At 47.3% G+C, this 21,780-nt stretch carries 21 protein-coding genes; 19 read left to right on the top strand and 2 right to left on the bottom strand.

Annotated features, from left to right (window positions below; translation table 11 throughout):
* Nucleotides 1-167: 167 nt before the first annotated feature.
* Nucleotides 168-1,520, top strand: coding sequence for a dipeptidase (locus tag GLV97_RS03200; RefSeq protein WP_160888981.1), 1,353 nt, complete (start codon nucleotides 168-170; stop codon nucleotides 1,518-1,520).
* A 25-nt stretch (nucleotides 1,521-1,545) separates the two neighbouring features.
* On the opposite strand, the gene GLV97_RS03195 is transcribed toward GLV97_RS03200, so the two are convergent.
* The gene (locus GLV97_RS03195) at nucleotides 1,546-2,052 is read right to left on the bottom strand and encodes a GrpB family protein (RefSeq protein WP_160888980.1); all 507 of its coding nucleotides are present in this window, start codon (nucleotides 2,050-2,052) and stop codon (nucleotides 1,546-1,548) included.
* 119 nt (nucleotides 2,053-2,171) lie between these two features.
* Between GLV97_RS03195 and GLV97_RS03190 the strand changes: the two genes are divergently transcribed.
* Genes GLV97_RS03190 through GLV97_RS03170 form a run of 5 tightly spaced genes read left to right on the top strand, consistent with a single transcriptional unit; the run spans nucleotide 2,172 to nucleotide 7,131 of the window.
* Nucleotides 2,172-3,101, top strand: coding sequence for a hypothetical protein (locus GLV97_RS03190; protein ID WP_160888979.1), 930 nt, complete (start codon nucleotides 2,172-2,174; stop codon nucleotides 3,099-3,101).
* A gap of 29 nt (nucleotides 3,102-3,130) precedes the next feature.
* Nucleotides 3,131-3,775, top strand: coding sequence for a DUF4129 domain-containing protein (locus GLV97_RS03185; protein WP_160888978.1), 645 nt, complete (start codon nucleotides 3,131-3,133; stop codon nucleotides 3,773-3,775).
* Nucleotides 3,772-4,896, top strand: coding sequence for a DUF4350 domain-containing protein (locus GLV97_RS03180; protein ID WP_160888977.1), 1,125 nt, complete (start codon nucleotides 3,772-3,774; stop codon nucleotides 4,894-4,896). The genes GLV97_RS03185 and GLV97_RS03180 overlap by 4 nt, the downstream gene beginning before the upstream one ends.
* The gene (locus GLV97_RS03175) at nucleotides 4,893-5,822 is read left to right on the top strand and encodes an AAA family ATPase (protein ID WP_160888976.1); all 930 of its coding nucleotides are present in this window, start codon (nucleotides 4,893-4,895) and stop codon (nucleotides 5,820-5,822) included. Before GLV97_RS03180 ends, GLV97_RS03175 begins: the two co-directional genes overlap by 4 nt.
* On the top strand, nucleotides 5,773-7,131 hold the full coding sequence (locus GLV97_RS03170) for a DUF58 domain-containing protein (RefSeq protein ID WP_160888975.1): 1,359 nt from the start codon (nucleotides 5,773-5,775) through the stop codon (nucleotides 7,129-7,131). Before GLV97_RS03175 ends, GLV97_RS03170 begins: the two co-directional genes overlap by 50 nt.
* Here GLV97_RS03170 and GLV97_RS03165 read toward each other — a convergent pair.
* Entirely contained in the window at nucleotides 7,109-8,071 is a 963-nt protein-coding gene (locus GLV97_RS03165) for a stage II sporulation protein M (protein WP_160888974.1), read from the bottom strand. The two genes, GLV97_RS03170 and GLV97_RS03165, sit on opposite strands and share 23 nt — an antisense overlap.
* A gap of 90 nt (nucleotides 8,072-8,161) precedes the next feature.
* On the opposite strand from GLV97_RS03165, the gene GLV97_RS03160 reads away from it, so the two are divergent.
* From GLV97_RS03160 to GLV97_RS03100, 13 genes are all read left to right on the top strand, one after another.
* A complete protein-coding gene (locus GLV97_RS03160) occupies nucleotides 8,162-8,959 on the top strand; it encodes an RDD family protein (RefSeq protein ID WP_160888973.1) in 798 nt (265 codons plus the stop codon).
* Nucleotides 8,960-9,120: 161 nt separating this feature from the next.
* On the top strand, nucleotides 9,121-9,279 hold the full coding sequence (locus GLV97_RS03155; RefSeq protein ID WP_160888972.1) for a hypothetical protein: 159 nt from the start codon (nucleotides 9,121-9,123) through the stop codon (nucleotides 9,277-9,279).
* Between the two features lie 172 nt (nucleotides 9,280-9,451).
* On the top strand, nucleotides 9,452-10,639 hold the full coding sequence (locus tag GLV97_RS03150; protein ID WP_160888971.1) for a carboxylate--amine ligase: 1,188 nt from the start codon (nucleotides 9,452-9,454) through the stop codon (nucleotides 10,637-10,639).
* A 116-nt stretch (nucleotides 10,640-10,755) separates the two neighbouring features.
* Nucleotides 10,756-12,303 (top strand): Mur ligase family protein, encoded by a 1,548-nt coding sequence (locus GLV97_RS03145; RefSeq protein WP_160888970.1) that lies wholly within the window; start codon nucleotides 10,756-10,758, stop codon nucleotides 12,301-12,303.
* Nucleotides 12,304-12,347: 44 nt separating this feature from the next.
* Nucleotides 12,348-13,058: an aspartate/glutamate racemase family protein gene (locus GLV97_RS03140; protein ID WP_160837238.1), complete on the top strand. Its 711-nt coding sequence runs from the start codon at nucleotides 12,348-12,350 to the stop codon at nucleotides 13,056-13,058.
* Nucleotides 13,059-13,114: 56 nt separating this feature from the next.
* Complete coding sequence (locus tag GLV97_RS03135) at nucleotides 13,115-13,414, top strand: hypothetical protein (protein WP_160888969.1); 300 nt, start codon at nucleotides 13,115-13,117, stop codon at nucleotides 13,412-13,414.
* Nucleotides 13,415-13,781: 367 nt separating this feature from the next.
* Nucleotides 13,782-14,675, top strand: a complete 894-nt coding sequence (ftsX, locus tag GLV97_RS03130) for a permease-like cell division protein FtsX (RefSeq protein ID WP_160888968.1) — start codon at nucleotides 13,782-13,784, stop codon at nucleotides 14,673-14,675.
* 48 nt (nucleotides 14,676-14,723) lie between these two features.
* A complete protein-coding gene (locus GLV97_RS03125; RefSeq protein WP_160888967.1) occupies nucleotides 14,724-16,109 on the top strand; it encodes a PcsB-like coiled-coil domain-containing protein in 1,386 nt (461 codons plus the stop codon).
* 381 nt (nucleotides 16,110-16,490) lie between these two features.
* Entirely contained in the window at nucleotides 16,491-17,456 is a 966-nt protein-coding gene (locus GLV97_RS03120; protein ID WP_160837230.1) for a S8 family peptidase, read from the top strand.
* A 364-nt stretch (nucleotides 17,457-17,820) separates the two neighbouring features.
* Nucleotides 17,821-19,011, top strand: a complete 1,191-nt coding sequence (locus GLV97_RS03115; protein WP_160837228.1) for a ParM/StbA family protein — start codon at nucleotides 17,821-17,823, stop codon at nucleotides 19,009-19,011.
* A gap of 11 nt (nucleotides 19,012-19,022) precedes the next feature.
* Entirely contained in the window at nucleotides 19,023-19,616 is a 594-nt protein-coding gene (locus GLV97_RS03110; protein ID WP_160840988.1) for a hypothetical protein, read from the top strand.
* 93 nt (nucleotides 19,617-19,709) lie between these two features.
* A complete protein-coding gene (locus GLV97_RS03105; protein WP_160888966.1) occupies nucleotides 19,710-20,399 on the top strand; it encodes an ABC transporter ATP-binding protein in 690 nt (229 codons plus the stop codon).
* Complete coding sequence (locus GLV97_RS03100; RefSeq protein WP_160888965.1) at nucleotides 20,396-21,775, top strand: hypothetical protein; 1,380 nt, start codon at nucleotides 20,396-20,398, stop codon at nucleotides 21,773-21,775. The genes GLV97_RS03105 and GLV97_RS03100 overlap by 4 nt, the downstream gene beginning before the upstream one ends.
* Nucleotides 21,776-21,780 lie beyond the last annotated feature (5 nt).

The following is a 21,780-nucleotide window of genomic DNA, read 5'->3' as shown; positions in this document are numbered from 1 at the left end:
CTTCATTATTTCTCTTATATAAGTGGCGCCATCATCCGCTGCAGGACGGTACATTCGATATGAATGTACCGTCCGTTTTTTTCCGGGGGTGTAGAGAGGTGTTCAAAGAGATCGACAGCCGTGTCATGTATAATGGTGATAAGATTTGAAAAAGGGGAGGCAGTGAAGTGAAACAAGCTGTGGAAAAACATAAGGACCAATTTATTGAAGAACTCAAGCAGTATTTGCGTATACCGAGCATCTCATCGCTTTCTGAATATAAAGGAGAGGTGCGCCGGGCAGCGGAGTGGACGGCCGGAGCGTTGGAAAAAGCTGGCATGGAGCATGTGGAAGTTATTGAAACAGAAGGCCATCCACTGGTTTATGCGGACTGGCTCCACGCCCCTGATAAACCGACCGTCCTTGTCTACGGCCACTATGATGTCCAGCCTGAAGACCCTGTTGACCTCTGGGATACCCCTCCTTTTGAGCCGGTGATCCGGGACGGAAAGATCTATGCGCGCGGTGCCACCGATGACAAGGGACAGTTGTTCATTCATATCAAAGCGGCCGAGCTTTTCATGAGAGAGTATGGAAAGCTGCCTGTGAACTTGAAGTTTATCATTGAAGGAGAGGAGGAAGTGGCCAGTCCCCACCTCGGTCCTTTCATCGAGGGAAATCAGGAGCGTTTATCCTGTGACTCTGTCGTAATCAGTGACACTTCCTTCAGTGGAAAAGATCAGCCGGCGATCTGCACATCCCTGCGCGGGGCGCTTGCGCTGCAAATGACGGTGCGGACTGCGAACTCTGACCTTCATTCTGGTACATATGGCGGCGGAGTGCCGAATGCGGTCCATTCGCTCGTTTCTCTCTTGGATTCTTTTCATGATGATCAAGGAAGAATCGCTGTGGACGGCTTTTATGAAGGGGTGCCGGAACCAGCGGAAGAACTTCGCCGGGAAGTCGCTGAAGTCCCTTTTGACGAAGAAGAAACGAAACGGGAACTGGAGATTGAGGATCTTTACGGCGAAGTCGGGTTTTCTTTCAAAGAAAGAACAGGGATTCGTCCGACTCTCGAAATCAACGGCATTACAGGTGGTTTCCAGGGCGAAGGACTGAAGACGATTGTTCCAAAAGAAGCGTCCGCCAAAATCAGCTGCCGCCTGGTCGGTGATCAGGATCCACGGGCCGTTTATGACGCGGTTAAGCGCCATGTGGAGCAGTATAAGCCTGTCGGGGCGAAAGTTCATCTGGAGAAGTTCATTCAAGCGGATCCTGTTGCGATGGATTCTCAAAACGCCTTTATTCAGGCGGCGGCAGAAGCTTATGAGGATGTCTACCAGATCCGTCCGCTGTTTCCGAAGGAAGGCGGGTCCATTCCTATTGTAGAAGTGTTTGGACGCGTTCTTGAAGCTCCTGTTGTGTTGATGGGCTTCGGACTTCCGACAGAGAATCTACATGCACCGAATGAACACTTCCATCTTGATAACTTTACCAAAGGGATCGAAACGGTCACTCAATATCTTCAGAAGTTGTCCTAAAAGAAAGCTGGCACCCACGCGGGTGTCAGCTTTCTTTTGCAGCGAGATGGAGGATATGCTGAATGAACGGTTCCTTCGACGCGGTATAGCGGGATCGATTCTTTCTGTATTTTACGGCGAGACGGCTTTTTAGTTTTTGATAGTCGGCAGCCTTTCCAGGGTGTTTTTTGAGATAGTCGCGAAAGGCAAGCTTATCCCGCCATTCGCCGCCTTCATACGCGACGATGTGAAGGTGGCAGGTTCCGTTCCCAGGTTCTCCTTTCCGGAAAAAGTACCGCTCCTTCCATTCATCCTTTGGCACATACGTATAGTCTGCTTTTTGCAGGGCGTCGATGAGAAATCGGTCAATATCCAGGTGGGGGAGACCGAGCATCAGGTCTACCACAGGCTTTGCTTTCATGCCGGGAACAGCGGTGCTTCCAATGTGCTCGACAGGATAGTCCTTTCCCAGACATCTTCGTATTTTCGTCTTTTCTGCAGCAAATCGTTCCGGCCATACGTGTTGGTAATGGTGAAGCTGGACATCGCCCATCCTTTCCCTCCTTTCGTTTCACTCCTATAACACAATCATGAAATCATTGTCTTTTTTTGTCAAAATGAGCCTTCCACCGTGTTAAACTAGTAGTAAATATTTTATAGAGGAGGAAGGTTATGGATCAGAAACAACTGAAACCTAAATCATTCGGGGAAATTCTTGATACATCGTTCAGCATATCGAAGAAACATTTTCCTTCATTATTTCTAATGCTGCTGTTTTTAATCGGTCCGATTTACATAGTCGACTACTTGTTCATGATTGTAAGTGGTATTGACCTTTTCCGGGAAACATCCGGGGGAGGATTTGGGGAACAGCTGATGAACAACCTGGATAGTGCAGGGAATGTACAAGCCTCGGTTGCTGACAATCTGGGACTTGGAATGGAAATGGTGTATCTGGCATTGAACACCATCCTGAACCTTGTGCTCTACACGATGGCTCAGGCGGCCGTCATCATTGCAGCCGGTAAAGTCATCAAAGGAGAAAGCTGGACGAAAAAAACAGCAGTAAAGGGGGCCTTTTCAAGGTTTTGGCCGTTGATCGGAAGTTCTTTGCTGCTCGGGGTCATCGTCTTTGGCGTCTTTTTGATCATTTTCATTGTGATTGGATTTGGCGGGATCGGTTTAACCCTTGCGGCCGGAGACGGAGCTGGATTGTTTCCGATCATTCTCCTCGCCCTCGGTAGTATCGCGCTTCTCGCTTTTTTTGGAACAAGACTGAGTATGTTCTTCGGGTCTGTTGTTTATAAAAAGGCAGCACCTGGATTTACAGAGAGCTGGAAATTAACAAAAGGAAGGTTCTGGGCAACGCTCGGCGTATTTGTTGTCTTCGGTATCATTATATTCCTGTTAACTTCTATATTCGATGCGGTCTCTATCATTCTCCTTGGAGGAAGTGTCGCCGGTAAATTATTAACTGACTTGTCTTCACTCCTTGGAACATTGTTCCTTATGGTTGGTTACACGGTCCTTTTGTATGACTTGAAGACCCGGAATGAGGGTGAGGACTTGAAAGATATGATTGCTTCCTATAAAAACTCGTAATCTGCGAAGGGCTGAAGGTGATGGGCAGTATGAGCGCAATACAGCAGGAAAAGGATCGTTTGAAAGAGATTTTGAGCAGGCAGGATTATAAGGCGTACGACGAACAGCCGGAGCGTGCGGGAAGCCGGATAGGTGAGCTGCTTTCCCAATGGGTCAGAGACTTACTGGAAACCTTTTTTCCCGGGGCGGAAATTACAGGTTCCACGGTGGATGGAGTGTTGTATTTCTTTGGAGCCATCGGCCTCGGCATTCTCGTGTTTTTGGCTTTCCGGCTGTTCAGCAAACTTTCAGGCGAAAAGCAGGCCCATAGAAACCGACCGTTTCTTCCTGGTGAAGAAGGGCCGCTTTCGCTTGAAAGTCACTGGAAGCAGGCAGATGATCGGGCGGCACAGCAGCAATGGACAGCTGCGGCACGCCAGGTCTTTCTCGGTCTTCTGCTCCATTTGGATGATCAAGGGTTTGTAGATGTGCAGTCATGGAAAACCAATGGGGATTATGAAAAGGAATTGAGGGCTCATACCGGAGCGGATGATGTGGAAGCGTTCCGCCGTCTGGCCTTGATGTATGACCAGATGACCTACGGGGAGCGTCTGCTCAATGAAAGCGGCTACTATAGCTTCCGTTCGGATGCGTCACGGTATGTGGAGAGAGGAAGAGAGGGGGAGGCCGGATGAACCAAAGGAAAGCATGGCTGGGGATTGGAGCGGTTCTCCTTCTGTTGGCCGTAGTCATTTACTGGAGCTCAAAAGAAGAACCGGAAGTCTATCCTCCATACACGTCCGAATCTCCGGCACTAAACGGATTGAGAGGGTTCTACACGCTGTTGGAAGAGCAGGGGCAGGGGGCCGCACGCTGGACCGCAGCTCCTGGGCAGCTTCCAGGATCCAGCACCTCCCGGACGCTCTTAATGGCAGAGCCTTTGAAGACGGTGAGCGGGGAGGAAATGCAGCGGTACAGAGAGTGGATGGAGGCAGGCCATACCATCTGGCTGATGAAACAGCATCCGGCCGGCTATTTTGATGTGGGTGTGGAGTATCCAGAATCCCGTCAGGGCTCCTCGCGCATCACAGATGCCGACGGAAATCAGTATGATGCCGAGGTCCGGACTTCCTACAGGCTCCGTACCGAAGAAGCAGATCAGGTGCTGCTGAAGGATGAATTGGGGGCGATTGCCGTTGAACGGTCGTACGGCGAAGGAAGACTGATCGTCAGCTTAACGCCCTCGTGGCTGACCAATGACCAGATATTGGATAAGGATCATTTCACACTTGTCTCCAAACTTATGGATACAGCGGACAGCAGTGGCGGTCTTTGGTTTGATGAATATATACATACTCGGGCCGGGTTCGCTGATAAAGCAGGGGTTTACCCTTCCTGGATCTTGTTTTTTACCATACAGATGGCTGTTTTAACAATCCTGTCGCTGTGGTGGAAAGGAAAGCGTTTCGGTCCCTATTTCACACCTCGGGAAGCTGTTGTCCGGTTTGGGGATGAACGCCTGCAGGCCGTTGCAAGCTGGTATAAAAAAGGGGCGTTTTACCGGGAGTCACTGGAGATTCAGGAATCCTATGTCCGCCAGCTGCTGCAGGAGCGCTACGGGGTCCCGGTCCACTTATCTTGGGAAGAAACGAGAGAGAGCCTGGACGGGCGGGTTGATGCGGATGTAATGGAAAGGTGGACGACGATGTCCCGTCGGATTGAACCGCTGGAACATCAAAGCCATGTCGATAAAAAATCCTACCTGGAATGGTCAGGTGTACTTGAAGAGATGAGGAAAGAGGTGCAGGACAGATGAATGAGCAGATCCAACAATTGATCGATTCCTACGAAAGAAAAGTCATCGGGCAGTCGGAAAACCTCCGGCTGATGCTGGCAGCCATATTTTCCGGTGGGCATGTCCTTTTGGAAGGTGTACCGGGAACAGGGAAGACAAAAATGGTCCGGACGCTTGCTGAACTGCTTGGCGGTGACTTTAAACGCATCCAGTTCACACCGGACCTGCTTCCGAGTGATATTACCGGAAGTATGATTTACAACATGAAGTCCGGCCTGTTTGAAACGCTCAAGGGTCCGGTGTTCACAAATATTCTGCTGGCGGATGAAATCAATCGTACGCCCGCAAAAACACAGGCGGCACTGCTTGAGGCGATGGAGGAAAAACAGTTGACCATACAGGGCGATACATATCCGCTTCCTGCTCCGTTTTTCGTCGTAGCGACACAGAACCCGGTAGAGTTTGAAGGCACTTACCCGCTTCCGGAAGCCCAGCAGGACCGTTTTATGTTTAAATTGGCGATCGATTTTCCTGCTCTCGAAGAAGAGGTGAGTGTCATAAAGGATACAGTCAGTGGAAGAGGAGATGGGGCTGCCGACGCTCCTGTTCTGTCGATGGATATCTTCGAGAAGGTCAGCGGGGAGATTCAAGGGATTACGGTAACGGATGACGTCTATGAGTACATCACCCAGATGGTGAGGAAAACAAGAGAGACCGATACGATCAGGCACGGGGCGAGTACCCGGGCAGCTATAGCAATGGCTCGTGCGTCAAAAGCCTGGGCCTATTTAGGCTCGCGGGATTATGTGACACCGGACGATGTGAAGAAAGTAGCCGTACCTGCACTGAGGCACCGGGTTTTACTGGCGCCTCATATGGAATTGGAGGGAGCCACCTATGACCAGATCATTCAGGAGCTGGTGGGATCTGTTCCTGTTCCGCGATAGAGGGATCGTACCGACGCGGAGGCTCCTTTATATTGCCGCCGTGCTGTTGGTTTTAGTGACGGGACTGGCGGCGCTGGGGGTTTCCCCGCCGTATCTCCTTTCCTTGAATGCTGTCGTTTTTCTGCTCAGCCTTCTGGATTTGACGCTGATGCCAGCCAAAAAACAAATTCACCTCCGTCGTTCAATGGATGAGGAAATCGAGCGTGGTTTAAAGAATGAAGCTGCTTTTTCTGTTGAAAACAACTCGGACCGCCCGATGTTCATAGAAGTCATCGATCATTTTCCTTCATCGTTCTCCAAGCCTTTTCCGCTTAAAGGGTGGATCAACGGCAGGGGAGGAAGCGACCTTGTGTTTTCCTTTACAGCCGGACAGCGTGGAGATTATAGAATTCCGTCCACTTCCTATCGCTGGCGTTCATCCATCGGACTTTGGGCAAGGCAGGGGCGTAGTGATCAGGAAATGAAGGTGCGTGTTATTCCGGACTTAAGCGGCAGCCGGGATTTTCTGAAGGATGCCCAGCGTTTTCTTCTTTATGAAGGAACCCGCATCAGGAAAGACCGGGTCGGTTCTGGAGAGTTCAGTCAGATCCGGTCGTACGTTACAGGAGATGACATTCGGAAGATCAACTGGCGTCAGACAGCGAAACAGCAGGAGCTCATGATGAATGAATATGAGCCGGAGCACGGAAAGTATGTGACGATTCTCATTGACTGCGGAAGAATGATGGGGGTGGAGCTTGAAGACCATAACCGGCTCGAAAAAGCCCTGGAAGCGGCTCTTACGGTTACGACAGCGGCGTTGAAACGAGGAGACTATGTTTCTCTGGCTGCTTTTTCAAAACATGTTCATGTTTATGTGCCTCCCGGAAAAGGGATGGCCCATATGCAGACCATTCTAAAGGAAGTCTACCATTTAGAAGTGGAAGGTTATGAGTCGAACTACGCCTCCGTTTTCCAATATTTACAGTCCGTTCAAAATAAGCGCAGCCTGTTCCTTTTGTTCAGTGATGTCACCACTTTTCTATATGAAGAAACAGCGCTCCATTACTTGATGAGGCTGCGACGTTCCCATTTATTTCTTATGGTGGGGATCCGGGACAGGGCAGTGGATGAGGCTGCGAGCCGCAGCCCGGAGGATGTCACTTCAACCATGGTGAAAAGTATGGCACAGAAGCAGTTGATGGATAAAAAAGAGGAGATGAGACGCTGGGAGAGCCGTGGGCTTCCTATGGTTGAAGCTCCGGAAGAGGCTCTCGCATCCGCCTCGGTTTCCTACTACATTGATATTATGAACCGCGGGCTGCTTTAAACGGCCGGCTTCCAAGGAGAATATAAATGAGCAGTCCGATTACTGTCAGTCCGGCAAAAGCATATTTGGCTTCAAGGGACAGAGCGGAAGGTGTGATATATCCTTCGATGATCCCGGCGATGATAAACAAGGGCAGCGTCCCGATTAACAGCAGGACGGAGCGGTAGGCATTTGTTTTCAATTGATAGGCACGGGTCCGGGATCCGGGTACCCATAATTTAAAGCCCATCAGAAGTCCGGCTCCACCGGCAATGAAGATAGCTGTCAGTTCGATGATGCCGTGGGGGACGATATAGGCCCAGAAATCATAGGACTTTCCATAGGTGAAGAAAAGAGCGGCCAGCGCGCCGACGATGATGCCGTTAAAAATTAGGACATAGACGGTAAGCAGCCCAAAGGTTATCCCACCGGCAAACGCAAGAAAGGCCACCTGTATATTATTGGTCAGGATTTCAGCGGACATCACCGGTGAATTCACTCCGCCATCCCTGCCGATCTGGGACGGGTCTACGTTTTGAGCGATGTTGTCGGGGAGTATGGTGTACAGGCTCATTGGATCCTGGTAGACGGCTAGAAATGCAGCCGTTCCCCCAAGAAGAAACAGGCCCATGCTGATGATGACAAACGCCCACTGCTCACGGAGAAGGTTGATGAAGGTGTGGCCGAACAGATGCTTCACCTGTTTCCAGTTGGAGGTCTGCTCCTGATACAGGGTATTGTGGGCTTTTGATGTCAGCGCATTCAAGTAATCGGTGCTCTCTTCTTCGGGAAAGTACGTCTGGCTGAAGGCCAGATGCTGGGTAACCTTCTGGTATGTACGCTGGAAATCTTCCACCTGCCGGGCTGTCCATTTTTTCTTATTCTGCTGTAGAGTATGGATGAGATTCTCCAACCGCTCCCAGTCCTGGCGGTTTTGCGAGATAAATGTACGGTAATTCATAGGGTCACCTGCCGCTCGGAAATTTTTTACATTATAGTTTAATTATAAGCAAGATTCCTTTTGATTGGAACCCGGGAGAGGAGATGGCGTATGCAGGAAAATGTGCAAGTGAAAACACCGGAGCATGTGACGCTGAATTTCAGACTGGCTGGACTGGGCAGCCGGGGAGCAGCACAGATTACAGACACGTTGATTACTACGCTGATGAACGTCGGTCTGCTGGCAGTCATCCTGCTGATGGATAATTACATAGGTGTTTACTTCCGGCAGGCAGAGAGTTTGGTTGTGGCTGTAATCATCGTGATCATTTTTATCATCAATTGGGGGTACTTCTTTTTATTTGAATGGCTCGCAAACGGAAGGACACCGGGCAAAATGCTGCTGGGTCTCCGTGTGGTCAGGGAAAATGGCGGACGACCGACCGCACTGTCCGTTCTTATTCGCAATCTGCTCCGTATTATTGATATGCTGCCTTTTTATTATCTGCTTGGTATGCTGATGGTCTTTTTCCATCCGTCCCACAAACGTCTCGGCGATATTGTAGCAGGAACCATTGTCATCCATGAGCGGAAGAAAAAGAGAAGGAAAAGTTCGGATAAAAAGCTGGAAAAGTTTCTCGGGGAGAAGGGGATTACGAACCGCTCCGTGCATATAGGAGAATGGGAGCGCCAGCGGTTTACAAAGGAAGATTGGAAACTTCTCAGGACGTACGTCCACCGCTATCCTGGTTTGAATGCCGTGGAACAGGAAGAATTAACGGAAGATGTAGCGGCCATCCTTCTCCCTAAACTGCAGCCGGGAGACCGTTCGGAACAGCTCGACAAAGCGGACCGCCTTTTTGCCTCCTACTTGATTTTAAAAGAAGACTGGGAGTTTGAATGGTCCTGATTTTAGGCCGCCTTTCCTGTTTAGGGAAGGCGGCTTTTTTAAATAATTAAAAGAATAGTGGAGAAAATAGAAATAAATATTTACAACAGCCCTGTATTTGGTATTATATATAAGGATTTGTAGTGATTTGAGGAAATTTAACGAAAAAAAGGGGTAAAACGATGGTTACATCACTCGCGATGTTGTCTCTGACCGTCCTGCTTATGTTTTTAATCATGTATGGAGCTGATACATGGGTGCGTCGTTTCCGCAGAAGCGGGCAGAAAACAGCCGCCGCACCATCCAGTCATCTGGATGTTCAGCAGCCCTCTGCCAAATAGATAGAAAGACTGAAGGCGTCCCGGGTACGGGCCGCCTTTTGTATGTCGGGAACCGGTTTGCGTTTTGTTCACCTCTGGATTGTGGTAAAATATATATGTTTACATATCGGAAGTTTCACGCCTCAGATTACGGGACGTGTATAAATAATAAAAAGGTAAAAGGGGATATCTCATGACGAATAAAGCGGTCGTTTTAGGTGCGAATTATTACATTGGACTGAGTACAATCCGGTGTCTTGGTATTCATGGTGTCCATGTTGCTGCCGTGGATTATGCCTGGGAAGGGGCCTACGGGCTGGAATCTAAATATTGTTCGGAAGCGCTGATCGGCCCCCACTATAAAGAAGATCCGGCCGGACTTGCTGCCTTTCTTGTGGATTATGCAAAGAAACAGGACAGTCCTCCTGTGCTCATTCCGACAGCTGATCCGTACGTGGAGTTCGTCGATGAGCATCTGTCGGAATTACGGGAACATTTCCTTATTCCTCAAAAGGAGCAGGGGCTATATACTAAGATAATGGACAAAGGGACGCTTCATACCCTGGCTTCTGAACATGGGGTGGCTGTACCTGAGACGGTTAACGCCGATCAAGAGAACTTCGTGGAACTTGTGGAGAAGGAGATCCAGTATCCGTGCCTGGTTAAGCCGGTGGATTCTCCAGCATTTGTGGCCAAGTTCCGTAGAAAACTCTTCACGGTACACAATCAGGAGGAACTCCTTGAGAAAGTCAACGAGGCGAAAGAAGCCGGTATCGAAGTGATTGTACAGCGCATCATTCCCGGGTTTGATGATCATATGTATACATTTGATGCCTATCTGGACCAGGATTCCAAGGTCACTCACTGGGTGACCTGCCAGAAGCTTCGTCAGTTCCCTGTGAATTACGGAGCCTCCGTTTACACCCAGCAGAAATACGTTCCGGAATTGTACGAGCTTGGAACGAAATTCCTGGAGGGGATCCAGTATAAAGGGTTTGCTGAGATCGAATTTAAAAAAGATGCTCAAACAGGGCAGTATTATTTAATAGAAATCAATGTGAGAATTACAAACTTGAACCACCTTCTGCAGAAGACGGGTATCAATATTCCTTATATCACTTACCGGGAACTTACGGGCCGTCCGCTTGAACCGAAAGCTGTACGGGAAGATAAAAACATCGTATTCTGGTATGCCTATGAGGATCTTCTTGCCGTAAGGGAATATATCAAGACGGGTCAGCTTTCTCCGAAGAGTGTCATGAAATCCTACTTCAGACCGAAAGCCCATGCCATATGGGATCCGAAAGATCCGAAACCAGCCTTTGCTTTCGGGAAGAAACTGGCCCGCCTCGTTGCCGGCCGTGTGACGAAAAAAGCATAGAAAGACAGGCGGCATAAGCCGGATGACGGCAGGAAAAGTATGGGGATGTACGAAAGATATGAACGGATGATTACCACATGGGAATCAGTAAAAAATTGCAGGGAAGGTAGATAACAATGGCTATGCTTAATCAGTTATTATCATCGATTGAGGTGCTGGAAGCCTGGAATGATCAAGACATGAACGTTCAGGGACTCGCCTATAATTCTAAAAACGTAAGCGAAGGGGATGTCTTCGTTTGCATTAAAGGCTTTAAGACGGATGGACACCGTTATGTGAAAGATGCGGTGCAGAGTGGTGCGGCGGCAATCATCGTAGAAGATTACCAGGATGGATGGGAGGATCTGCCTCAATACCGCGTAGAAGACAGCCGTCAGGCACTGGCTGCATTGAGTGATGCCTATTATAACCATCCTTCCCGTGCTATGAAGACTATCGGGATTACAGCCACGAATGGAAAGACGTCCACTTCCTTTATGACTGATGCCATTTTGGAAGAGCACGGCCTGAAGACAGGGTTGATTGGAACGGTTGTCGTGAAGTACGGCGATTATTCTGAACCGACCAAGCTGACAACGCCTGAATCGCTGGACCTGCACCGATATTTTGCGGAAATGAGAAACCAGGACGTCTCTCATGTAACGATGGAGGTTTCGTCTTCAGCGCTTGATTTAAGCCGGGTGGGCAGTGTGGATTTTGATATCGTCTCCTTAAACAATATCAGTCGAGAGCACATTGATCTTCACGGGTCTTTTGAGGAATACTTTAACAGCAAGGCAAGCCTGATCCGTAACGCGTCTGAAGGAAGCTGGGCTGTATTGAACCTTGACGATTCCTATTCAGCATCACTCGTGGAAGAAACAAAAGCCAATGTCCTTACATTCAGTGTGGAAACCGGGGATGGCGATCTGATCTGCAGGAATCTGGACCTTTCAACAGGACGAGCTAAGTTCACGGTGGAAATCCGCCGCCCATTCTCTGTAGGGGACACCAGCTATGTTCCACAGGAATTCGATATTGAATTGTCCACGCCGGGATATCATTCCGTTTACAATTCCATGGTGGCCATCGCAGCTGCTCTTCTGAATGAGGTACCGATTCCAACGATCCAGTCCGGTATTAAAGGCTTTGGCGGGGTGGAACGCCGCTTTGAAATGGTATATGAAGATGATTTCAAAATGCTGGATGATCACTTCGCCAACTATGGGAACATCAACGTTACATTGAGTACGCTCCAACAGATGGACTACGCAGACTTGAAGCTGGTGTATGCCATCCGCGGCAGCCGCGGGGTAACCGTGAACCAGGAAAATGCGAAAGCCATTGCCGAATGGGCGCCACGCCTTGGTTTGACTGACATCATTGCTACGGTGAGCCATTCTCATGTGAGTGAAAAAGATGTGGTGACAGATGAAGAGGTGCGTGTATTTCAAGAGGCGATGGATGAAGCCGGCATCAATGTCCATCTTTATAAAGAGCTTGATGATGCTGTGAACCATGCATTATCTGAAGTACAGGAAAATGATGTGCTGCTGCTTGCCGGGTGTCAGGGCATGGATCCTGGTGCGAAGATTGCTTTAGAACAGTTAAGTACAAAAAGACCAGACATCGATGAAGATCAGCTGTTCAAACCGTTGAAAAACCGGGTAGCCGGCGTTCTGTAAATGGTTTCTCAGCCACGTATGGGTCTTTTGTAAGGAGGCAGACGATGAACGACAAAATTATCGGCATACTCGGGGGAATGGGACCTGAGGCGACAGCTGAATATTATATGAAAATTATCCGCGCTACACAGGCCGAAAAGGATCAGGATCATTACCGTGTGATTATTGACAGCAATGCCAAAATCCCGGACCGTACTGCGGCCATTTCGGGGCGCGGGGAAAATCCTGTCCCACAAATGATCGATGCAGCTAAAAATCTTGAAAAAGTGGATGTGGACGTGGCTTGTATTCCATGCATGACCGCGCATTATTTTATTGATGAAGTACAAAAAGCCGTATCCTTTCCACTGATGAACGCTTTTGAAGAATTGAAAAAATATATCGAGTCGCATTATCCGGAAGTCCGAAAAGTCGGTGTGCTGGCGACGACCGGGACACTGCAGACCGGATTGTTCAAAAAGCACCTCGGTCACCTGGATGTCATTGAGCCGCAGCCGGTGACCCAGAACGAAAAAGTGATGGAAGCTATTTATGGCAGCAATGGGATTAAAAGTGGAAACACGGATGCCGAACCCCTTACCCTTTTGAAATCTGCTGCTGAGGAGCTGCTTGATCAGGGGGCTGAAGTCATAGTTTCGGGCTGCACAGAAATCGGTCTCGTCCTGAAGCCTTACCACCTTCCTGTGCCCTTGCTGGATCCAATGGAAGTGGTGGCTCATGCGGTCGTTAAAGAATCTGTATACCAGAAGTCATGAACCTTTCCGCTTCATCTTATATATAAGTAAGACGATTCACTCAAGGAGGAAAGGCTTTGGCAGAAAAAGCGTTTGAACGCTTCTTGTTCGAGTCATTTCAAGAAGGCATTTTCTTCAGGGAACTCCGCTTATCTGAAAAAGAAGTGTCCCGCCTGAAAAAGCTCTACCCTGCTGCTGAAATTAAGCCGACAAGTACAGGGGGTGCTGTGCTGCGAAAATCATGGTACGAAGTTAACCTGGACCCGGAAGCTTTGAAAAGAATAACCTACGATTCTGTCTTGCAGGAGAATTTCCGCCTCAAAAAGGAAATTGAAAAATTAAAGAATCATCACCAGGAAAATAAGCCGTCTTCCTAAGAGGACGGCTTATTTTTTTATGCTGAAACAGGGATGAACGACTCTTATATACACATATGTAAATACTTTTGATTATGACGGAACATGTCGATAAGAAACCTTGATAATACGGGTTTCTGTAAACTTATGAAACACAAATGTAATAATAATTTGTCTTTATTTAGCGAATATCTTTGATATAATTAGTAGGGTAATTGAACGAGACGACCAAGACTACATAACTTTTACAACATAGATCAACAAATATGAAAGATTGGTAGGAAGTGATAGAAATTGTTTGAAATCCATCACCGTTTAAACGCAGATGCAGGCAGGATGAATGACTTTCAAACCGTTATAAATCAGAAGTGCCGGGGTGAAAGAAAAAATGAAATTTAAAACGTTCGGCCGGCACGGAAAAGAAGGCGTCAAAAACATAACCAGAAACAAGTGGATGTCGGTGGCCTCCATATCAGCGGTAACGGTGACGCTTCTACTTGTCGGGGTTTTTGCTATGCTTCTCCTGAACCTGAATGATATAGGAGAACAGATTGAGGAAGACGTTGAAGTCCGTGTGTTCATCGACCGTACCGCAGATGAGGAAAGCCGTGAGGAACTGCAGGGTGATTTAGAAGACGTGCAGGGTGTTTCCAGTGTGAATTTCCAATCGAAGGATGAAGGGCTGGATAACCTGATCAACAGTATGGGGGACGAAGGGGAAGCCTTTGAGTCTCTGAAAGATGAAAACCCATTGAATGACGTGTACGTAGTGAAGACGGAAGATCCACAAGATACAATTCAAGTAGCTGAAACAATTGAAGGCTTTGATAGTGTGGATAAAGTCGAATATGCCAAAGAAACCGTAGAACGTTTGTTCAGCGTTATGGATGTGGCCAGAAATGTCGGGCTTGCGATCATCGCAGGGCTGTTGTTTACAGCGATGTTCCTGATTGCCAATACGATCCGGATTACCATTGTAGCCCGGAAACGTGAAATCGAGATTATGAAAATGGTAGGGGCAACCAATTGGTTCATACGATGGCCTTTCCTATTCGAAGGCATTCTAATAGGAATCCTTGGTTCGATTATTCCGATTGCCCTTGTGATCTTTGGTTATGACGCTCTCTACAATGAGGTTACGACCAGATATCCTACTTTATTTATAGACTTACTGCCGGTTTACCCGTTTGTTTTTGAAGTGTCCGCCCTGCTTGTCCTTATGGGAGTGACCATTGGACTTTGGGGAAGCTTTACGTCCATCCGTAAGTATTTGAAGGTTTAAAAATAGAGGAATCATTCACACAGGTGAGGAATCGGGGGAGGAAGAAGAGTGAAGTCAAAAGTTATTATCGCCGCTCTTTCTGCCGGTCTGATTCTTTCCGGTTTACCTGTTTCAACAACGGTCAACGCTGAAACAAATCAGGACAAACTGGAAGAGAATCGACAGCAGCAGTCTGAGAATGAGCAGGAAATTCAGGAAAAAGAAGATACAATTGCTGAACTTAAAGAAGATCAGGAACAAGTAGACGCTGAAATCGCAAGTCTGGATGAACAGACGATGGAAACACTGGATAAGATCCAGACGAAAGAAAATGAAATTGCACAGACAAGAGAAAACATCGACCAGCTCAAAGAAGAAATCGCTGAGCTTGAAAAGCGTATCGAAGAGCGTGACGAACTGCTTAAAGAGCGTGTGAAGTCCATGCACCAAAATGGGGGAAGCGTCGATTATCTTGATGTTCTAATGGGAGCAGAAAGCTTCGGGAACTTCCTTGAGCGGATCATGAGCCTGAATACAATTGCTACGCAGGATAAGGAAATTCTTGAACAGCACTTGGCAGACAAGCAGGCTGTTGAAGAAAAGAAAGCCCAGGTGGAAGAAGAACTTGCTTCCCTTGAGGAGAAATTATCTGAGCTTGAAGCATTGAAACAGGAGCTTGAAAGTAAGAAAGAAGAAAAAGAAGCCCTGATGTCCACTCTTGAACAGAAAGAAGAAGCTGCTCATGACCACCTGATCAGTGTGGAAGAAGAGCAGGAGACTCTTGCTGCCCAGGAAGCTGCTATTGAGAAAGAAATTGAGCGTCAGCGCCAGCTCGAGCTTGAGCGTAAGCGGAAAGCTGAAGAAGAAGCCAGAAAGAAAGCCGCAGCTGAAAAAGCCGCAGCTGAAAAAGCTGCTTCAGAAGAAGCTGCCAAGGAAGAAGAGGAAGAGGAATCTGTAAGCAGTGCATCTTCAAGTTCTTCGTCATCAGACAGCTCCAGCTCTTCTGATTCAAGCGATTCTGAAGCCGCAAGCAGCAGCACAGGGTTTATCTGGCCTGCCAATGCACCGGCAACATCCGAGTTTGACCGCAACCGGGTTCACCCTATATATGGTACAACGAAATTCCACTCTGGTATTGACTTAGCTGCGGGCGGTACGATCCCAATCCATGCCTCCGCATCCGGGACGGTTATCCGGGCTAACTATTCATCCAGCTACGGGAATGTCGTGATGATTGCCCACCAGATTAACGGTCAGACCTTCACGACCGTCTATGCACACTTGAGAAGTACTCCAGCAGTATCTGCAGGTCAGACCGTTTCACAGGGTCAGTTTGTAGGTAACATGGGAAGTACAGGTGCGTCTACAGGGCAGCACCTTCACTTCGAAATTCATGAAGGGTCCTGGAATGGCAGCCGTACGAATGCTGTAAACCCTAGAAAATATCTACCATAAAATAAAAAAGAACTGCACCGATCCGGATCGGTGCAGTTCTTTTTTTATGTCTGCAGCTTTTGTTATGGATTCAGACATGTGTGTGTGCTTATAGCTTTGAAGCAGCAGAATGCCTTCGTACAAGGCTCTAAAAGCTTTCTAAGCACCATGAAGCCCCTTGTACGGTGTGAAATCCTTATTTTAAACGAGGGGTCCTGACCGTTCTCTTAAACGGTCATTTGGATACTTACTGAATATAGGTGTCCGCTCCAAGATTTATGATTCTATGGTCCTTATTTCAAAAACCTGTCCTAAGTGGTTATTTCTGGGTGTTATAATAGGAGGAAGATAAACTTCATGATTGTACAACAACACCTGTTACCAGGATGGAGGAGGATTTCCATGAGCCGGATGAAATTGATTCCCTACCGCACGGAAGCTATTTTAGAAACGACGAATGAACGTCCGAAAGGAATACAGATCGTTGAAGCTGAAAGCCTTTGGGAAGAGTCGGAGCGAGGAAAAGGAAGTGTTGTAGCTATCATTGATACAGGATGTCAGCTTGATCATCCTGATCTTGAGGAAAACATTCTGGATGGCCGTAACTTTACCAATGATTATGGCGGAGACCCTGATAATTACGCAGATAATAATGGTCATGGTACACATGTGGCAGGTACCATTGCTGCAGTAGAGAACGGCGAAGGGGTCATTGGGACAGCACCGAAAGCAAAACTTTTAATTTTGAAGGTTCTCTCTGAGGATGGGGGAGGGGAGTATGATTGGATTATTGAAGCCATTCATTACGCCGTGAATTGGAGGGGTCCCAATCAGGAACGTGTGAGAGTAATATCGATGTCCCTGGGAGGTCCTCAAGATACGAAAGAGTTGAGAGAAGCTGTTACAGACGCTGTCCGTCATGACGTGTCCGTTGTATGTGCAGCCGGCAACGAGGGGGATGGAAGGGAAGATACTATGGAATATGGCTACCCTGGTGCTTATAATGAAGTCATTCAAGTGGGGGCCGTTGATGAACGACGCGAGCTGGCTGATTTTACGAATACGAACACGCAGATTGACCTTGTTGCTCCGGGTGTAGATATCCTTTCCACCTATTTAGAAGGAAAATACGCACGCCTCTCTGGTACATCCATGGCCACCCCGCATGTGTCTGGAGGTCTTGCCCTTTTAATTCCATTAGTTGAAAAACAATTCAATCGTTCGATGACGGAAGCTGAAATCTTCTCCCAGCTCATTAAACGCACGACTCCACTCGGCTACTCTAAAACTGCTGAAGGAAACGGCTTAATGACTTTAGCCTTAACCAAGAAACTCGAAGATTTATTCAGTACCTATATCAAACAGTAAAAGCGATGCTTCCAGCATCGCTTTTTTCTTGCCTTAGTCCAGGGCATCGAAAAACTGACAAAAACTCAGCCCGTGATTTTGTGTCATTTTATGTAATTTTTATGTTCTGAGTTCTATGTACACAATTTTGTTTGCATGTATTCTTAATGTAAACATTGTGTACACATAATTGTACGCAAGAATACAAAAGTGTGTACATACTGATATAAAGGGATGTGTACAAATTTGTAAACACGTACACGGATTTGTACACATGTTTGCGTAAATGAACACGAAAAAAGGAGGATTGACTATTCTCTGATAGTTTTATAGATTCTAACTAAGGAGAGGTCATTTAAATAACTTATAAAAAGGAGAACTGTTTATGACACATGCAAGAATCGCAGCGATTGATGTTGGTAATGATGCGTTGAAAGCAAATTTCGGGAAACTGGAATCTTCCCTTTATATTCCTAACGTAGTAGCGAGAGACCTGGAGGATCGTCCGGTCATCGGAATTGAGGATCTGGATGATAAAAATCCACTCGATAATCTACATATTCGGGTGCATTCCCCTGCCCTTCGAGAGAATAATGCCATTTACCGTGTAGGAAATCTGGCAACAAAGACCACGAACTCCACCGAGCTTGATCCAGGAAGCTATAAATCGGAAGAAGATCAAACGCTGATCATGCTGTTTGCTTCACTGGCACTTGATGCGGTTTCTGGTAAAGGAGCACAATCTGCGAAAAATAATGTGGTGGAAGCTAACTATAACCTGGGTACCGGTCTTCCTCTCCGCGAAGTCAAAGAAGGAAAAGACGTGGGCTATCGCTCTCAACTGCTTGGGTCGGTCCACCAGGTTGAATTTTTGGTAACCCCTAAATATCAAGGGATGAAAGTGAACCTTAAATTTGATGAAGTGAAAGTCTATCCGGAAGGGTTCGCCGCTTATGTCAACCTTGTTATGGATAACGACCTGCACATTATCAATAAAGAACTCGTGGACAAGCAGATCCTTATCCAGGATATTGGAGGGCTATCTACAGATATCGCGGTCATCCGTAACCGAAATGTGGATGATGATAAAGCACAGGGATTCAACCTCGGCGTTTCTGAATCACTTGAAATGATCCGCGATGAAATTTTGACGAAACATGGAGTGGAACTCGACAGCCGTCGGGACGTGGTGGATATTATTACGAGAAAGAACGACCGTCACCACATTATGGTTCGCGGAAGCCGTACGAGTGTCCACGATATTACCGATCGCATTCTTCTTGAACTGGCTAAGAAACAGTACCGTTACCTTCGTAATGTATGGCAGAAGAATTCCCAGACGGAAATCTGCTATTTCGTAGGTGGAGGATCTGCTGTCCTTAAGGAATATATCAAAATGCTGAATAATAAACTCGATGGGTTTAATATTGAATTCTTCGAGGACGAGGAAGAAAGCATCTGGATGATGGCGAATGCGTATTATAAGTTGATTTCCGACTATATCCGTAAAACGAGTAAAAAACCAGTCGAACCAGCGAATAAAAAAGTGGAACAACAATCCGGATCTTCCAAGTAAGGTGATTTTTCATGAGTTCATCTAGAAAAAGTGTCGAACGGGGGCAGTCGATTACATTTCGTGTCCCCTCGGACACTCCGGATCATTTATTAAAACAATTGACGCATTTGAAAGAGACGGAACGGCGTAATTTTTCCAGCCGCATCGCTCAGTTCGTTATGGACGGAGTGAATGAATCTCTTTCCAAGGATAAAGAAACGATCACCGTCCCCCTTCCGAAAGCCTTGTCGAAAGAGCAGAGAAACTGGATGAAGCATGAACACTCTGAAGCATTGATCGGCAGTATCCTTCATCAGCTCATCATGGATCCTGTCCGTGCCACCACACTTCTGGCTTCCCTGAACAGCCGTGCGTATGATATCGACGAAGCTCTGTATCTGCAGGAAGAAACGGCTGCAGCCGATGAACCTCAAACCCCTGTTATTCCTGAGGGAGAGGAAGAAGAAAAAGAGGTGCCGGAACTGGTTACAACCGGTGATGATGACTTGGATGGACTGGACCTTGATCAGTTCCAGGATGATCTGCGTGATGTGGAATCATCGACAGAAGAAGAGGAAAATGATGATGACCTGCTCGGCGATTTTCTTTCTAGAATGAATCAATAAGGATAAGCCCGCTCTTCAAACAGGAGAGGGCTTATTTTTTTTGAAACTTTTAATTGGAAAAATACGTAAACCTATACATGAGGAGGGATGAACATGGTGCTTCGTGTAGAGGGGTGTTCGGTGGAAATTGGTGGGGCACAGATCCTGCATGACGTAAGTCTCGAGGCCGGAAGGGGAGAAATCCTTGCTCTGGTCGGTCATAATGGTGCTGGAAAATCCACGTTAATGAAAACGATGATTGGCATGAGAGATAAACAATCGGGGTCGATTGCCATCCATCAGGAAAATATAGATGACCATTTGAAAGGCTATAAACGTATGTTCAGTTATATACCGGAGGAGCCGCTTTTATTCAGCGAGTTAACCACGCTTCAGCATTTTGATCTATATAAACAAAGCTACTCCATCGATCGTGAAACCTTTGCATCCAGGATCGAAAGGTATATGGATGCCTTTGAAATTACTGATAAGAAAGATGAATATCCAGAAGCGTTATCCAAAGGAATGCGGCAGAAAGTCCAAACAATCTGCGCCCTGCTTCCTGTTGTGCCGGTTTTGTTTATCGATGAACCCTTCATGGGGCTGGACGTGTATGCGGGTAAATTTTTAGAAGAAGAGTTGAACCGTAAAAAAGAAGAGGGCATGACGATTGTCCTGACCACCCATCAGCTGGAAAAGGTGAAGACCCTGGCAGATACCTATGTCATGCTGAAGAATGGTTCGGTTTCCTCCTATGGTCCAGTGGAATTTTTTGAAATGCTGGAAAGAAGGAAAGACCAATGATGGGAGCAGAGAGCTGGCAGGCTTTTCATACATTGAAACGGAGTCGTCTGCAGAAGAAGATGCTTCTATATAAGAAATCGTTCAAGACGTTGTATGACCCGGTTGTATTTCTTTATGCCGCGGTCATGGCTGTCGTATTACTCCTGATCAGCTATGATTGGATGAAAGATTTCACCCCGCTTTTCCATGAATGGGAGGACCGGGCTTCAACCTATCTCCCTTTTTTACCTATGGCTTTATGGGTGAGAGCCTGTATCGCAGGTTTCAGGGATTCAGCTCTCCCATTCTCTTCCTCAGAACTTCACCTCAGCCTCCTGCCTCATTCAAGGCGGGAGATCTTGTTTTATTTATATATGGAAAAGGCAGGTAAAAGTCTGTTCCTGTCAGCCCTGGTTTTGACAGCTGCCGGCATGTTAACGCCTTTATCCCTTTCTTTTACGTTTTTATTTTTCTTCATTTATGGGTGCAGTCTGCTGTTTGAAGTATGGATTCAGTGGAGACTATACAGCACGCCGTGGTATATCAAGCTGCTGCTGGTCAGTATGGGGGGAACCGTCCTGACATCCGTCTATACTGCCGGCTTCCTGCCGTGGATGATCATCGGTGGGGCTGCCTGGGTTACGGCGGCTGCGACTGCTTCCTTGTACTTTTATGAACCATCATGGGGGAAGATAGCGGAACGGAATGATGCAAAGGTTTGGAACCTCTGGCTCGTGAACCAGGTGACGAATGTCGCTGTAAGACCTCCAAAACGATTTACAGCAGCTGCCCGTAAAATGAGGGACAGCTGGTTTTATCCGAAACGTATGTATGACCGCATCTGGCTGTCTCATGGGAAGGAATCCTACAACTATCTGGTATCCACGATCGTGGCGGGGGTTCTTATTATTGTAGTGGTTCCTCTTCAAGTGGACTGGATGAGGTTTTTGACGGTCCCGCTGGCTGTTTTCATTTTCATCGAAGTGGCGTCCGGCATTTTTCATAACTTCTTCAAGCAGCCGACCGTATTTCGGTATATTCCCGTTGAGGATGAGGCTCTGGCTCTTGTTTATGTGAAATGGGTGAAGTGCTGCCTGCTCATTTATGCATGTGCCGTCCTCGTTATTCAGATGATGCTGGGTTTTCCTTTTTTTTCTTCCTGTATACAGGCTTTGGCCGTCTCTCTTTGGGTGGGATATGATTTGAAAGAGAAGGTGTTGGAAGAGATGAAAAAAGTGAATGAAGAATCCTTTTACCCAGCTTCCTGGACTCGATTGGCGGGGTATGTGTTCACAACTGCCGTCATGATTCATCCGGTTTCCGCTGCTTTGATCCCGGCCTTTTCCTTCACGCGTGGCAGGTTCAGTTTATGGATGCGTAAAAAAAGAACCCTCTGATCCTG

Origin of the sequence: Halobacillus litoralis (assembly GCF_009856355.1) — a bacterium.
Taxonomy (GTDB): Bacteria; Bacillota; Bacilli; order Bacillales; family Halobacillaceae; genus Halobacillus; species Halobacillus litoralis_B.
Note: the sequence above shows the minus strand (reverse complement) of the source record. Positions and strands in the feature narration are given on the sequence as shown.

What these genes read in the sequence shown, in the direction of transcription:
- GLV97_RS03105 (WP_160888966.1), top strand. Translation starts at nt 19,710, where the DNA reads ATGGTGCTTCGTGTAGAGGGGTGTTCGGTGGAAATTGGTGGGGCACAG.
- GLV97_RS03190 (WP_160888979.1), top strand. Translation starts at nt 2,172, where the DNA reads ATGGATCAGAAACAACTGAAACCTAAATCATTCGGGGAAATTCTTGAT.
- GLV97_RS03100 (WP_160888965.1), top strand. Translation starts at nt 20,396, where the DNA reads ATGATGGGAGCAGAGAGCTGGCAGGCTTTTCATACATTGAAACGGAGT.
- GLV97_RS03145 (WP_160888970.1), top strand. Translation starts at nt 10,756, where the DNA reads ATGGCTATGCTTAATCAGTTATTATCATCGATTGAGGTGCTGGAAGCC.
- GLV97_RS03110 (WP_160840988.1), top strand. Translation starts at nt 19,023, where the DNA reads ATGAGTTCATCTAGAAAAAGTGTCGAACGGGGGCAGTCGATTACATTT.
- GLV97_RS03195 (WP_160888980.1), bottom strand. Translation starts at nt 2,052, where the DNA reads ATGGGCGATGTCCAGCTTCACCATTACCAACACGTATGGCCGGAACGA.
- GLV97_RS03180 (WP_160888977.1), top strand. Translation starts at nt 3,772, where the DNA reads ATGAACCAAAGGAAAGCATGGCTGGGGATTGGAGCGGTTCTCCTTCTG.
- GLV97_RS03140 (WP_160837238.1), top strand. Translation starts at nt 12,348, where the DNA reads ATGAACGACAAAATTATCGGCATACTCGGGGGAATGGGACCTGAGGCG.
- GLV97_RS03185 (WP_160888978.1), top strand. Translation starts at nt 3,131, where the DNA reads ATGAGCGCAATACAGCAGGAAAAGGATCGTTTGAAAGAGATTTTGAGC.
- GLV97_RS03150 (WP_160888971.1), top strand. Translation starts at nt 9,452, where the DNA reads ATGACGAATAAAGCGGTCGTTTTAGGTGCGAATTATTACATTGGACTG.
- GLV97_RS03175 (WP_160888976.1), top strand. Translation starts at nt 4,893, where the DNA reads ATGAATGAGCAGATCCAACAATTGATCGATTCCTACGAAAGAAAAGTC.
- GLV97_RS03165 (WP_160888974.1), bottom strand. Translation starts at nt 8,071, where the DNA reads ATGAATTACCGTACATTTATCTCGCAAAACCGCCAGGACTGGGAGCGG.
- ftsX (WP_160888968.1), top strand. Translation starts at nt 13,782, where the DNA reads ATGAAATTTAAAACGTTCGGCCGGCACGGAAAAGAAGGCGTCAAAAAC.
- GLV97_RS03115 (WP_160837228.1), top strand. Translation starts at nt 17,821, where the DNA reads ATGACACATGCAAGAATCGCAGCGATTGATGTTGGTAATGATGCGTTG.
- GLV97_RS03160 (WP_160888973.1), top strand. Translation starts at nt 8,162, where the DNA reads ATGCAGGAAAATGTGCAAGTGAAAACACCGGAGCATGTGACGCTGAAT.
- GLV97_RS03155 (WP_160888972.1), top strand. Translation starts at nt 9,121, where the DNA reads ATGGTTACATCACTCGCGATGTTGTCTCTGACCGTCCTGCTTATGTTT.
- GLV97_RS03120 (WP_160837230.1), top strand. Translation starts at nt 16,491, where the DNA reads ATGAGCCGGATGAAATTGATTCCCTACCGCACGGAAGCTATTTTAGAA.
- GLV97_RS03170 (WP_160888975.1), top strand. Translation starts at nt 5,773, where the DNA reads ATGACCAGATCATTCAGGAGCTGGTGGGATCTGTTCCTGTTCCGCGAT.